Raw genomic sequence first — 12,938 nt, 5'->3', positions numbered from 1 at the left:
TGCGACGGCGGTCCGGCCACGCATAGGTGTGAACAAGAATCAGCCCTTGTTTTTAAGCCACAGCGCGATCGAATCATACAACGTCTGGGCGTAGAGGTCGCCTCCGGCCGGTTCCGTGGGATGGAATCCGTCGGAAAGCAGCAGGTCCGTGTGCCCGCCGATTGCAGTGTCCCAATCCGCCACGAGCACATGGTCGGAATGCGCGGCGGCGTAATCGGCGACCGCCTGGTTGCTCGGCGCAATCCATGAACGGTCGGCATAACCGGTGACGAGAACCAGGTTGTGCCCCTGCCCCATCGCCGAGTCGATGGCAGCGATGTCCTGCGCGGTGACCATTCCGTTCGTGCCAAGCCCCACGACCAGCCACGGACGCAGGGTTCCCGCTGATGCAAGCGATGAGATGATGGTCAGACCATCGCCGACATGCCTGGAAACCTGCGCGTCGATGTATGCTCCGGGGAACTTCGCCAATATGGACGGGGATGCGCCGAGCATCACGGAATCGCCGACCATCGACATCTGGTCGCCGGAAGGCATCTGCTGAAGCACCGCAGGATCGCTAATGGCCTCCTGTGCTTTGCGGGCCCGCTCCTCGGCGAGCTGCTTCGCTTGCTGCGCCTCCTTGACCTGTTTTTCGAGCGCCGCTTGTGCCGCGGCGTCACGCTCATCGGTCTTCTTCTGCTGGATTTGCGCGTCTGCAGCAATCTGCTGGTTGAACGCATCCGACATCGGCGAGGACTGGGACGATGACTGGGGTTGGGAATCCTGGGCAAGCAGCTGTGAGTGCTGCGCCAACTGTCCGTCAGCCCTCAGCACCGCCTCGGTTTCGCCCAAGCGTGGCGCACAGGCCAGCGCGAAGCCCGAACCGTACGTCAGAACAAGCACCACGGCGATTGCGCTCCCTGTCTTCAGGCATGCCACCGGCCCGGACCACGCTTGGTCGGAGATGAAGAAACGGTGGAATCCACGGGAGGCTATGGGCGTGGCAAAAACGTGGTCACCAATCCATGTCAGAGCCATCGCCAGTGCGACGACAGCCACACACACAAGCGCCTCATGCCACCACGCCGCCTTCAGATACGACGCAAAAGCCGCTGCGGCGATGGTATACAGCGGGTAATGCCACAGGTAGAGCCCGTAGGAATGTCTGCCCAGCCACACGAGCGGCGCACACGATGCGAAGGACTCCAAACGGGTTCCAGGCGTCAGAATGCCTTGGAAAAGAGCCACGGATGTGATGGCGCCCACAAGCAGACCACCGCGGAACGCCACCAAGCCATTGGAGCATCCGGCCACGCACAGTGCGAGCACCGCCAGGCCGGTCCATCCGACAAGCTGCTGCGTGTATCGGGTGCGTGCATCGGCGGGTGTGCGCTGGCGGCCGTGGGCATGCCATGCGAACGCCATGCCGAGCAGCAGGGCGAAGCAATGCGTATCGGTGCCGTAGTACACGCGCGTGGGGTCGGATCCGGGAACGTAGAGCACGATCATGCCGGCTGCGCTCACAGCGGCAAGCAGGATAAGAACGACGACGGGAATTGCGCGGCGTACGCGCGCGACCCATGAGACCGTCTGGCCACTTGTGACGGCGGCGCCTTCCACGCCAACTGTCTGCGGGGAGCCTTTTCGACGACTGTCCGCACCTGTATCCGCAGCATCGGAGCGTTTGCCGTCCACGCCTCCGATGCGCGCCAAGAGCGCGACCAGCCACGGGCAGATGAGCAGGAACTGCGCCAGCACTGCCACGTACCACACGTTTTTCAAAGGTTCGGGCACGGTGGCCGAGAAGTAGCTTGACCCTTGGGCGATATCAACCCAGTTGTACGAGAACGTCAACGCTCCAATAGCATGAGGGAACGCACCGACCAAGGCCTGGCGGCAGAGAACAGCGGCAAGGCACAGCGTGGAGAGGGTCGCGAGCGCAAGCGTGGGATACAAACGGCGCAAACGCCGCACATAGAACGTGCGGGTGGAATGCGGCACGCCTTTGCCACGACGCACCAAGATGCTGCGGGTCGTCAGGTAGCCTGAAATGACGAAGAAGAGCTCGACCCCGACGAATCCCCCTGACAGCCCCGGCATGCGCAGATGATAGAGGATGATTGCGATGATCGCCAGCCCTTTAAGGCCATCAATCCCCTTGATATGCGATGACGGCTGAGCGCCTTTCTTCATTGCTTTCTGCACTGCAACGAGCCTCTCCCCCGTCGTATGGCGACGGTCTCTTTACCTGTGGGCGATGTGACACTGTATCTCATTCGCCTGACGATGTGGGTGCCTTTGTGATGTGCGCACGCTTTTGTGATGTGTGCACAATGAATCAGTGCGAATCACGCGGGCGGAATGGGCATCCCGCGCACAGCAGTGACGTAGGTTGCGGTGTGCATGTGCCGGATGCGCACGTGCCCCGCCACGAGGCGACGTCGATTCTGCCATCCTCCGCGGCGGATTCGATGACCTGCCGCACGAAAGCCACGGGCATGCCCACGGCGGATGCGATGTCCACCATCGTGCTGCCGTCACATGCCAAGGCAAGGATCGCGGGGACGATTCCTTCGCCATGGCCTTGCGCCGGCTGCCGAGTGGGGCGAAAGCCGTCTGTGCCGCGTGCGCGCCGCATGCCAGGGAGCAAGGTTCCGATCATGTTTTTCATGCTGCCGCTCCTTGTCTTGTCGGTCTGTGTCTTGTCGGTCTGTGTCTTGTCGGTCCTTGCTTTGCCGGTCCTTGCTTTGCCGGTCCTTGCTTTGCCGGTCCGCACCTTGCCGGTCTGTATCTTGCCGGCCTCTGCATTGTCGGTCTGTGCCTTACTGCCCCTTGCCTTGTTGACCCTTGCCTTGCCATCCCTTGTCTGAGGGCCCATTGCCGTGAAGCCCATTCCTGAGAGTTCATCGCCTCTCCCCTCATAGCACGAGCCTGAGCGTCTGAAAGGCTATGACCGCCAGCATGTAGGCGACGATGAGACCAATGCCCACAGTGGCTGCCGCCACCTTGCCGCCGAACTGGCGCCTCAATTCCGCCACCGTCGCAAGACAGGGCGTGTAGGCGAGCACGAACAGCAGGAACGCCACGGCGGCGGCACGCCCATGGCCGCCGGAAGACTCGTCGAAGTCCTGCCTCAACGCCGCGCCGAGTGCGCCTTGGCCTTCCTGCGCCTCGCTCTCGTCATCGGACTGCTCAATGCTGTAGGACTGGCTCATGGCGCCCACCACGACTTCCTTCGCGACGAATCCGGTGATGAGAGCCGCCGAAGCATGCCAGTCGCCGAAGCCTGCCGGCTTGAACACAGGCGCCACAGCGTCCGCGACGGCACCGTATGCGGAATCGTGCACGTCCTCCACTGTCCCGAAGCCACCGGCGGCACCAGCGAGCGGAATGCCTTCGAGCAGCCACAGCACGAGGATCGTCGAGATGATGATCGAGCTGGCGCCGGTGAGGAATCCCCAGAGGCGCCCCACCACGGTGCGCACCAGCGCGATGGCGCGCGGGTACTGGTATGGCGGCAGGCTCATGACGAATGGCTCCGGGGCGAGGCTTCGGAACGCAGTGTGCTTGAGCACCAGCCCCACCAGGAGAATCACGAGAATCGACATGACGTACATGAGGAAGACGACGAGCCCTGCGTACTGTTCAAAGAACGCATAGGCCAGCACCAGATACACGGAGAGGCGCGCGGAGCAGGATGCGAACGGAATGAGCATGCCCACGAGCACTCGCTGGCGGGAATCCGGCAGTGTGCGCGTGGCAGCCAGGCCGGGAAGATTGCAGCCAAAGCCGACGACTATGGGCAGGAACGCACGGCCGTCCAATCCGAGTGCCCTCATGGCGCGGTCCATGACGAAAGCCGCGCGCGCCAAATACCCGCAGTCCTCCAAGAGGGACAGCAGTATGAACATGATGCCCATCGGTGGGATGAACGTGGCGACGGTGATGATGCCGTCGAGCAGTCCGTTGACGATGAGGGAATGGAACCAGCCGTCCGACGCGCCCGGCCCGAACAAGCCGAAGACCCAATCGATCCCGGTCTCGCACCAGCCGCGCACGGTCACGTCGAACCAATCCTGCGCGGGGCCGGCAAGCGTGGTGGTTGCCTGGAACACCGCGAACATAACGATGAGGAACACGACGATGCCCCACACCGGATGGAGCAGCACCTTGTCAATGCGGTCGGACAGCGTCAGCCCGCTCTCGCTGCCCATGCCGACATCGGACAGCACGCGTGCCGCCCATTCGAAACGTTCGTCGCTGCGCGAACGCACCCATTGCCGCATCGTGAGACCAGCTACCGGCCGCTCGGCAAGACCGCGTGGCATCGGCGTGCCGGATTCCAATGCGCCGGCGATCGCGTCCGCCAATTCATCGCAGCCCTCGCCCACACGTCCGTCGACGGCGACCACGGGCACGCCGTCCAAGGCGCGTTGCAACCGGGCTGCATCGACAGGCGTGCCCTGCTTGGCGGCAAGGTCCGTCATCGTCAGCGCCACTACGGTCGGCCTGCCAAGTTCGAGCACTTGGGCGAGGAAGTACAGCGAACGGGACAGGTTCGTCGCGTCAATCGCTGCCACGATGAGGTCTGGTTGCGGATGTCCTTTTGCTCCCGTGGCCGCTTCGACCGCGACCTCTTCGTCAGGCGACATGGGCAGCAACGAATACGTGCCGGGCGTATCGGTGAAATCCCATTCCTGTGCAAGAGCCGCCGTGTCACCGTGCCGCGGCACGTAACGGTATGTGCCGTGCTCCAGCAGGACCGTCGTGCCGGGCGCGTTCATGACCTTGGCATGCATGCCGAGCATGGCGTTGAACAAGGATGACTTGCCGACATTGGGGTTGCCGATGAAGACGACGCGAGCGCCGTCGCTGTGACAGCAGCAGCTGTCCGCGGAGCCTGGTGCCGTCTGCTCGGTGACTGGGGCTAGCGCGTCGCCGTCGCCTTCCTCGAAATCCACGGTCGAGTCATGCCGGTCGAACAGTGCCGCGATGCCGCGCCGGTGTCCGTTGCCGCAATGGCCGGAGTGGGATGAATGGCCGGCATGATGCGTCTCACGGCGCATCTCGTTATGCGCCTCGTGCTGTATTTCTTCGTGCATCCCGTGGCCTGTCTCGTGTTTCAGCTCGTTGTTCCCGGCGGGCTTGTCTGCGTGCCCGGCAAGGCTGCTCGCATGGGTGGTGCGGTCGGTGGTGTGGTCGATGGTGTGATGGTCTGTAAGGTTGTGCGGTTCCGCCATGGTCACGCCTCCTGCCTGTCCGCGGTGTCGTGTTGCGGGGCGAGCTGACTGTCGCGACCGGCCGCGGGCGCGACGAAAATGCTGCGGGCGGTCCCGCCGTCGATGGCGATCCGTTGCGTGCCGGATGCCACCACCCGTCCGCCGAAATTCGTCCGTTGGATCACGGTGAGCATGGTTCCTTTGCGCAGGCCCATCTCTTCAAGGCGGAAGGCATGGCGGTCGTCGAGCGACGTGCCGGTCATCGTGTATGGTCTGCCCGGCTTGGCATCGCGCAGGCTCACGTCTCCGACTCTCTCGCCTGCACGGGCGTGGCTGTCCCTTGGCTTGTTCATCTTCGTCACTTCTGCTTTCGTCACGTTTCTGTTGTAAAGGAATCCGCGGGCGAAATCAATACCCCGCAGGTCAAATTCGCGGATTGCGGATTCGATTGCAGATTGCAAAGTGCAGGTGTCGGCAGCTTCGGACGATCCCACCGCGCTCCTGTCCGCCGTCTCCCCCGCTAGGCTGCGGTGAGTTTTATGCGGAGCGAAATGGAGCGTGGCGTGTCCATGTCGTCGAACGCCACGATGTAGGCGCCTGCATCGTCATCTATCGCCGTGACGGTGCCCTGCCCGAACACGGGGTGCGACACTCTGTCGCCTGTCGAGAACCGTTTGGTGGCGGCGGACAGCCACCGCGAATCAGCTTCGTTCCGGGCACGCGCCTGGGTGAGCAGGCGTTCGTCCGGCCTGTTTTCGAATTCAATGAGCGTGGGGTCGATGTCGAGCAAAAACCGGGAAGGATACCGCACGGAACCGTCGGTGGAGCTGAATCCCGCGGCTTCCGACAGGTGCAGTTCGCGTTCGGCGCGCGTGACAGCGACGAACGCCAGGCGGCGTTCCTCCTCCATGCGTTCGATGGTTCGGGTCTTGCGGCTAGGGAACACCCCTTCGTTCATGCCGCATAGGTACACGATGGGGAATTCCAATCCCTTGGCTGCGTGCACTGTCATGAGCCGCACCTTGTCTCCCGCCGCCATGGCGTCCTGGTTCGTCAGTAACGCCACATGCGACAGATAGTCGGATATCGAAGTCTCCTCCCCGCAGTCCAGCTCCCATTCGTATGCGGACTGTTTGAGTTCGGCGATGTCGTCGAGACGCTCCTGGCTGCCCTCGGTGCGCAGCATGTCTTCGTAGCCGCTGGCGTCGAGCACAGCGGAAAGCGCTTCACTCACCGGCCGTCGCGCGTATTCGCGCGACATGCGCTCCACCATCGAGAGGAACGGGCGTGCCTTCGTTCCTTTGAATTGCGCGGAATCCACGGTCTGCCTTAGGGCGTGCAGCAGAGTGCATCCGTGCTTGCTCGCCCACTCGTGCAAGAAAGCCATGCGCTTGCGTCCCAGATTGCGTTTGGGACGGTTGGCCACCCGTTCGAACGACAGGTCGTCGCCCAAGGCGATGAGGCGCAGGTATGCGAGCGCATCCTTGACTTCGGCACGGTCGAAGAACTGGATGCCGGAGTACACGACATAAGGCACCCGGGAGTTGTGGAGAGCTTCTTCCAGCGAGCGCGTCATGAAATGCGCCCGGTACAGCACCGCCACGTCGCCGTATTTCACGCCACGCTCATGCGCGGCGGTGATGGAATCGACGATGTGCTGCGCCTCGTCGACGGCGTCCTTGGCATGGTTCCATGTGACGGGCGCCCCGTCGGGCAGCGTGGGTTCGAGACGCTTGTCGATGCGCTGCTTGTTGGCGGCGATGAGGCTGTTGGCGACGGCTACGATCTGTGGGGTGGACCGGTAGTTGCGGTTCATCATGATGGTGCGCGTGCCGGGAAACACCTGGGGGAAATACAGGATGCGCTTCACGTCGGCGCCGCGCCATGAATAGATGGTCTGGTCGGGGTCGCCCACGACAAACAGGTTGTGGTGGTATCCGCTCAGTTGCTTCATGAGCTCGAACTGGGGTGCGTCGATGTCCTGGAATTCGTCGACCATCACGTATTCGAGGCGTTTTTGCCATTTGAGCCGGATGTCCGGGTAACGGTCGAACAAGTAGAGGACGAAGAAGATCAGATCGTTGTAATCCACCGCGAAGCAACGCCTCTCCTGATACAGGTAACCGCGGAATATCACGTCCTTGGGGTCGCGCGCCTCATCATAGGATTTCTTGAGCTCTTCCAATGGCAGGGCGAGCATGTCAAGGTAGTACGTGGGGTCGGTGATGCATTTGCGTATCTCGATCATGTCGCGCGCCTGGCCGAACGTCATCTGCCGCATCGTCAGGTCCCGCTCCTCATAAATGCCGGCGAGCATCTGGTCGATGTCGGAATTGTCGAGCACGAGGAAGCTCTTGGGGTATCCCAGTGCGTGGCCGTCCTCTTGCAATATGGACACGCACAGCCCATGGAAGGTCGTGACATAGCCCGTGTCGCGATCGCCGGTGAGCGCCCGTATGCGCTGGCGCATCTCCTGCGCCGCCTTGTTCGTGAACGTCGCGCACAGTATGGAGCCGGGCATGATGCCCAGCACGTTGACCAGATAAGCGAAGCGGCGCGTCAGCGCGCGTGTCTTGCCTGAACCAGCCCCCGCCACGACCCGCACATAGCCTTCCGTCGCGGTGACAGCCTCGCGCTGCGCCTCATTGAGCCCTTCCAAGGAATCGGCGGCAAATCCCATCGGACCGCCAGCCAATCCATCGCCAGGCAATCCATCGCTAGGCATTCCATCGCCCGGGACATGGTCGCCCGAAGCGCCGCCGTCGCCAAAACCGTCATCAGAAAAAGCCGAATCCATGCCGTCCATCGCCATACTGCCTCCTTCCGTCACCCCCATGCTACATCAAATCGCACAAATGTTCGAAAGAATTGTCCTTCCATGGCGACGCCATCCCCCGCCGGCCGCACACGCCAAGGCAAAGACTGCGACAATCCCATCCGGGAGCAACGCCCCGGCGTGTCACGCAGCGTCGCGTAACGCAGCATCGCGTGTAACGCGGCGTGGCGTGTGGCGCATGATGCGCCGGAGTAAACGGCAACATCCCGGCGTGTCACGCCGTGAGGAACACCATTGTGATGATCGCGGCGAAACCGGTCAGGTCCATGCCGGTGAAGGACGTGCCCAGACACACGGCGGACGTGACCGCCGCCGTCACCGGCTCGATCGTGCCCACCATCGCGCCGCGCACCGATCCGATGACGCTCACGCCCTTGAGAAACAATCCGAATGCCGCGAACGTGCCGAACACCACCGACAGCGCCACCAGCACCCAGCCGGTGGTATCGAGGGCGGGCATGCCCCGCCACGGTGGCGCGACAGCGAGCAGCACGACGCCGGACATCAGGAACGTGACGGCGTTGACGGTGAAATTCCCCCACTTCGCAATGTCGCGCAGCGGAAGGATCGCCATCCCCGCGGTCGCCACCGCCTCGCCCAAGCCCCACGCAAGACCTTGCCACGGCAGCGCCAGCCGGGTGGGGTCTCCCTGAGTGGCGAGCAAAAAGACGCCGATGAGCGCCAGCACGGCGCCGATCGCGTCCCGCCTGCGCGGCGCCTTGCGCGACCTGATGCACACGTAAACGAGCACGATGAGGATGTTGACGCTTTGCAGCACGGTGGCGGTCGCCGAGTTCGTCCAGTCGATCGCCTCAAGGTATCCCACTTGCACGAACAGCACGCAGAAAAGCGCAAGCCACAGCATCCGCAGCATCTCGCGCGGGCTGGAGACCACTCCCTTGAGGCTGCGGGGCGTGCGCCATGCCGCGCATGCGAGGAACAGCATCCCCGCGCACAGCTGGCGCACGCATGAGAACCACAGGGGCGTCACGCCGTAATGCGACATCAGGTATTTCGACAGGGTGCCGTTCATTCCCCACAGCATGGCTCCGCCCACCGCCATGAGCAGGCCGAGCGTAAGGCTGCTGCGCATCATGCGACGCGTGCGCCTGCTGCGCTTGTCAGCCCGGTCCGGCTTGCCGCTGCGCTTGTCAGTTAGGCCCGACGCCTCGGTTTGCGCTGCCTGCGGTTGTTCACTCATACCCTTCACCTTACCGAGTCGACATGCCGCAGACGGTCATGCGCGCGCCGCAGAGGTTCATATGCACCGCAACAGTTCATGCGCGCGCCGCGTTCGCCTCGAGAACCGCTGCCGCAAGCGCACGCGCCGCCTGTGGCGCTGCCTGGGGCGTCAGCCCGTCGTATTGCATGACGAACCTGGGGCGGGAGTCCCCGTATCCGGGCAGCGGCATGTCTTCGATCCGCGCCGCACGGCGGTCCGCCGGCGGTCGCGCGACGGCGGACGCCTGCACGTAGCCCGACATGGGCGCCAGACGCACGCCGTGGCGCAGCGCCAGCCGCGCGATCCGCCCTTCGCCGCACGGGGCGTCCACCGCGAGTACGAAATGCAGACCGGAGTCGGCTTCCTCCACGTGGCACATCCCTCCCGCCGGCGTATCCGCGAGCGCGTCGAGGAACAGGTCCCGCACGGTGCACCGCTGCGTGCGGAAGCGATTGACGTGGCGTTCGTAGTCACCGGATTCCAACAGGCGGGACAGACAAATCTGGTCGACCACGCTCACCGTGTTGGAATAGAATCCCAAATCGTCGTCATAGCGCCGCGAAAGCACTGGAGGTAATACCATGTATGCCAGGCGCAGCGCCGACCCCAGGGATTTTGAAAACGTGCCGATGTACACGACGCGGCCTAGCACGTCGATGCTGGCGAGCGACGGGACGGGACGGCCAGCGAGGCGGAATTCGTTGTCGTAGTCATCCTCCACGAGGTATCGTTCGGCGCCCCCGGCGAGCCAGCCGAGCAGTTCATAGCGCCGGGTGACGGATGTGACGCGCCCCGTGGGGAATTGATGGGAGGGCATGATGTGCACGACCGACGCGCCGCTTGCATCCAGGCCATCCATGTCGATGCCCTCGGCGTCCACCGGCACGTGACGGATGCGGAACCCGTAGGCGCTGTAAATGCTGGCCAGACGCGGGTATCCCGGGTTTTCAACAGCCACCACCGGCGTGTCCGATGGCGCGCTCGCATCCGCCGGCAAACGCACGCCCGACGGCAGGCGCGCGCCCACGGCGGGGGCATGTGCATCCGGCATGCCCGTGCTTGCGCCGGTGGCGTGCAGGATTAGCTGCGCCACCATGCCGTAGAGCATCTGGGCGCCGGCGCCGATGACGATACGCCCGGGGTCCACGTCCATGCCGCGGAACGAGGCGAGGTGGGAGGCGATGGCGCGCCGCAGCCTCAAGGACCCGCGCGACGGCTGGGGCGCGTACAGTTCGCGGTCCCCTTCGTGCGCCAGCGTGTCGCGCAGCGCCCTGCTCCACAGCGTCGCCGCGACCCCCGGGTTGTATGCCGGCCACGAAAAGTCCGCGATGAGGCCACTGCCGCCATGGAATTCCTGCAGCGGCTGAACGGCCGGGCGCGCGGGACCATCGCCCGCCGCCGCAGATGCTCCCGTTGCAGACGCCGCTGTTGACACAGGCGCCGCGGATGCTCCTGACGGAACGGGAACCGCATCGTCCTGTTCCTGCCGACGCGAAATACGCGCAGTGCGCACGTCAGCCGCCGGCACACGTACCGGCTGCCGGAGCGCCACGAAATACCCGCTGCGCTCCCGCGCCCGCACGTATCCCTCCGCCTCAAGCTGGGCGTATGCCTTCTCCACCGTCACGAGGCTCACGCCTTCCCTTTTGGCAAGCACCCGCTTGGAAGGCAGGCGCTGCCCCGGTGCCGCTTCGCCGGATTCGATGTCGGCGCGCATGCAGCGGTACAGGTACTCGTATCTGCTGGAATCACCCCTGCCCATCATGTCGTATTCGAACGCCATGCGATGCTCCTTCCTACCTGTGATTCGCTGCGCGACATTCGCCAAGGTGTCCGCCAAGGTATCCGCCATGGTTCCGCCGATACGTGCAGACCACGACGGAACCGCGCGGTCACAACGCGCGCAATCGGCTGATCCGATTGCGATTCATTGAACCAATCAAAAACCATCTGGTCTTATCCCAGTGTAACGTCTGGTCTGCTTCTGGTCTTATAACTTCGTCGAAAATCAGCGGAATCCGGTTGGAAAACCCGCACGGCGCCGTCGTAATCTCTCAACCGACACAAGCCAACCATTCACATGCCAGGAGGCACCATGACCGATAAGACCACCCAGAATGCAACCACCGAAACCGGCGAGGACCGCGCAGCCCTCAACCGCCAGCTCGCCCAAATGCTCAAGGGCGGCGTCATCATGGACGTCACCACGCCCGAGCAGGCCAAGATCGCCGAGGACGCCGGCGCATGCGCAGTCATGGCGCTCGAACGCATCCCCGCCGACATCCGCGCAGCCGGCGGAGTCTCCCGCATGTCCGACCCGGCCATGATCAAGGGCATCCAGCGCGCCGTGTCCATCCCGGTGATGGCGAAGGTGCGCATCGGCCACATCGCCGAGGCGCGGATTCTGCAGGCCATCGACATCGATTACATCGACGAATCCGAGGTGCTCTCGCCCGCCGACGACGTGTACCACATCGACAAGACTCAGTTCAAGGTGCCGTTCGTGTGCGGTGCGAAGAACCTGGGCGAGGCGCTGCGCCGCATCGCCGAAGGCGCATCCATGATCCGCACCAAGGGCGAGCCCGGCACCGGTGACGTAATCCAGGCCGTGCGCCATATGCGCACGATGAACCGCCAGATCCACGAGCTCACCGCGTTGCGCGACGACGAGGTGTTCGAGGCAGCCAAGAAGCTCGAGGTGCCTTACGACCTGGCCAAGTACGTGCACGACAACGACCGTCTGCCCGTCGTGAACTTCGCGGCCGGCGGCGTGGCGACGCCCGCCGACGCAGCCCTGATGATGGAGCTGGGTGCCGAAGGCGTGTTCGTCGGCTCGGGCATCTTCAAGTCCGGAGACCCCGCCAAGCGCGCCGCCGCCATCGTCAAGGCGACCGCCAACTGGCAGGACGCCGACCTGCTCGCCGAGCTCAGCGAGAACCTGGGCGAGGCCATGGTGGGCATCAACGAGGACGAGATCAAGACGATCATGGCTGCAAGGGGCGAGTGACATGGTCGTTGCAGTCCAATACATCAGCAAGGAACAGGGCGGCGAGCAGTCGCACGACGTGACCGGCATCCTCGCGGTGCAGGGGGCGTTCGCCGAGCACGCCGCCATGCTCGACCGGCTCGGCGCGCCATGGCGCCTGCTGCGCGCGGCCGAGGACTTCGATGACTCGATTACCCGCGTGATTCTGCCGGGTGGTGAAAGCACCACGCAGGCCAAGCTGCTGCACTCCACCGGGCTGTTCGACCCGATCGAAGCGCACATCAAGGCCGGCAAGCCTGTGCTCGGCACGTGCGCGGGGCTGATCCTGCTCGCCGAACACGTGGAGACCGCCGACGGTGACACGATCACCGACCGTCACGACGGACCGTACTTCGCCACCCTGCCAGTGCATGTGCGTCGCAACGCCTACGGCCGCCAGCTGGGCAGCTTCCACACCACCGCCGAGGTCAAAGGCATCGGCACGATCCCCATGACGTTCATCCGTGCGCCATTCATCACATCCGTCGATGACGGCGCCGAGGAACTCGCCCGCGTCAACGGCCATGTGGTCGCGGCGCGCAGCGGCAATCAGATCGGCATCTCGTTCCACCCCGAGCTTGACTCCGACACCCGTCTGCACGAGGCATTCCTCGCGCTGTAGGGGTGGTGAGCGGGTGCGGTTGTGGTTGTGAC

At 63.9% G+C, this 12,938-nt stretch carries 9 protein-coding genes; 2 read left to right on the top strand and 7 right to left on the bottom strand.

Features of this window, described 5'->3' with window-relative positions; genetic code table 11:
* Positions 1 to 39: 39 nt before the first annotated feature.
* From CLV65_RS01365 to CLV65_RS01335, 7 genes are all read right to left on the bottom strand, one after another.
* The gene (locus tag CLV65_RS01365) at positions 40 to 2,175 is read right to left on the bottom strand and encodes an acyltransferase family protein (RefSeq protein WP_094691604.1); all 2,136 of its coding nucleotides are present in this window, start codon (positions 2,173 to 2,175) and stop codon (positions 40 to 42) included.
* A 145-nt stretch (positions 2,176 to 2,320) separates the two neighbouring features.
* Positions 2,321 to 2,653 (bottom strand): peptidase, encoded by a 333-nt coding sequence (locus CLV65_RS08665; RefSeq protein WP_144441901.1) that lies wholly within the window; start codon positions 2,651 to 2,653, stop codon positions 2,321 to 2,323.
* 247 nt (positions 2,654 to 2,900) lie between these two features.
* Complete coding sequence (gene feoB / locus CLV65_RS01355) at positions 2,901 to 5,048, bottom strand: ferrous iron transport protein B (protein WP_094691828.1); 2,148 nt, start codon at positions 5,046 to 5,048, stop codon at positions 2,901 to 2,903.
* 176 nt (positions 5,049 to 5,224) lie between these two features.
* Positions 5,225 to 5,695: a FeoA family protein gene (locus CLV65_RS01350; RefSeq protein ID WP_244569186.1), complete on the bottom strand. Its 471-nt coding sequence runs from the start codon at positions 5,693 to 5,695 to the stop codon at positions 5,225 to 5,227.
* 26 nt (positions 5,696 to 5,721) lie between these two features.
* The gene (locus CLV65_RS01345; protein WP_211278432.1) at positions 5,722 to 8,013 is read right to left on the bottom strand and encodes an ATP-dependent helicase; all 2,292 of its coding nucleotides are present in this window, start codon (positions 8,011 to 8,013) and stop codon (positions 5,722 to 5,724) included.
* A gap of 238 nt (positions 8,014 to 8,251) precedes the next feature.
* Positions 8,252 to 9,238 (bottom strand): DMT family transporter, encoded by a 987-nt coding sequence (locus tag CLV65_RS01340; RefSeq protein ID WP_244569184.1) that lies wholly within the window; start codon positions 9,236 to 9,238, stop codon positions 8,252 to 8,254.
* Between the two features lie 76 nt (positions 9,239 to 9,314).
* On the bottom strand, positions 9,315 to 11,042 hold the full coding sequence (locus tag CLV65_RS01335; RefSeq protein ID WP_158216106.1) for an aminotransferase-like domain-containing protein: 1,728 nt from the start codon (positions 11,040 to 11,042) through the stop codon (positions 9,315 to 9,317).
* 312 nt (positions 11,043 to 11,354) lie between these two features.
* On the opposite strand from CLV65_RS01335, the gene pdxS reads away from it, so the two are divergent.
* Together pdxS and pdxT are read left to right on the top strand one after the other, a co-directional pair.
* On the top strand, positions 11,355 to 12,266 hold the full coding sequence (gene pdxS / locus CLV65_RS01330; protein WP_094691601.1) for a pyridoxal 5'-phosphate synthase lyase subunit PdxS: 912 nt from the start codon (positions 11,355 to 11,357) through the stop codon (positions 12,264 to 12,266).
* A 1-nt stretch (position 12,267) separates the two neighbouring features.
* Positions 12,268 to 12,906: a pyridoxal 5'-phosphate synthase glutaminase subunit PdxT gene (gene pdxT / locus CLV65_RS01325; RefSeq protein WP_094691600.1), complete on the top strand. Its 639-nt coding sequence runs from the start codon at positions 12,268 to 12,270 to the stop codon at positions 12,904 to 12,906.
* Positions 12,907 to 12,938: the final 32 nt, after the last annotated feature.

This window comes from Pseudoscardovia suis, assembly GCF_002797875.1.
In the GTDB taxonomy this organism is placed as follows: Bacteria; Actinomycetota; Actinomycetes; order Actinomycetales; family Bifidobacteriaceae; genus Pseudoscardovia; species Pseudoscardovia suis.
This window is presented reverse-complemented; position numbering and strand designations above follow the sequence as displayed.

Excerpts from the sequence above, each read along its gene's own strand:
- CLV65_RS01365 (WP_094691604.1), bottom strand. The coding sequence starts at position 2,175 with ATGAAGAAAGGCGCTCAGCCGTCATCGCATATCAAGGGGATTGATGGC.
- feoB (WP_094691828.1), bottom strand. The coding sequence starts at position 5,048 with ATGCGCCGTGAGACGCATCATGCCGGCCATTCATCCCACTCCGGCCAT.
- CLV65_RS01345 (WP_211278432.1), bottom strand. The coding sequence starts at position 8,013 with ATGGCGATGGACGGCATGGATTCGGCTTTTTCTGATGACGGTTTTGGC.
- CLV65_RS01340 (WP_244569184.1), bottom strand. The coding sequence starts at position 9,238 with ATGAGTGAACAACCGCAGGCAGCGCAAACCGAGGCGTCGGGCCTAACT.
- pdxT (WP_094691600.1), top strand. The coding sequence starts at position 12,268 with ATGGTCGTTGCAGTCCAATACATCAGCAAGGAACAGGGCGGCGAGCAG.
- CLV65_RS01335 (WP_158216106.1), bottom strand. The coding sequence starts at position 11,042 with ATGGCGTTCGAATACGACATGATGGGCAGGGGTGATTCCAGCAGATAC.
- pdxS (WP_094691601.1), top strand. The coding sequence starts at position 11,355 with ATGACCGATAAGACCACCCAGAATGCAACCACCGAAACCGGCGAGGAC.
- CLV65_RS08665 (WP_144441901.1), bottom strand. The coding sequence starts at position 2,653 with ATGAAAAACATGATCGGAACCTTGCTCCCTGGCATGCGGCGCGCACGC.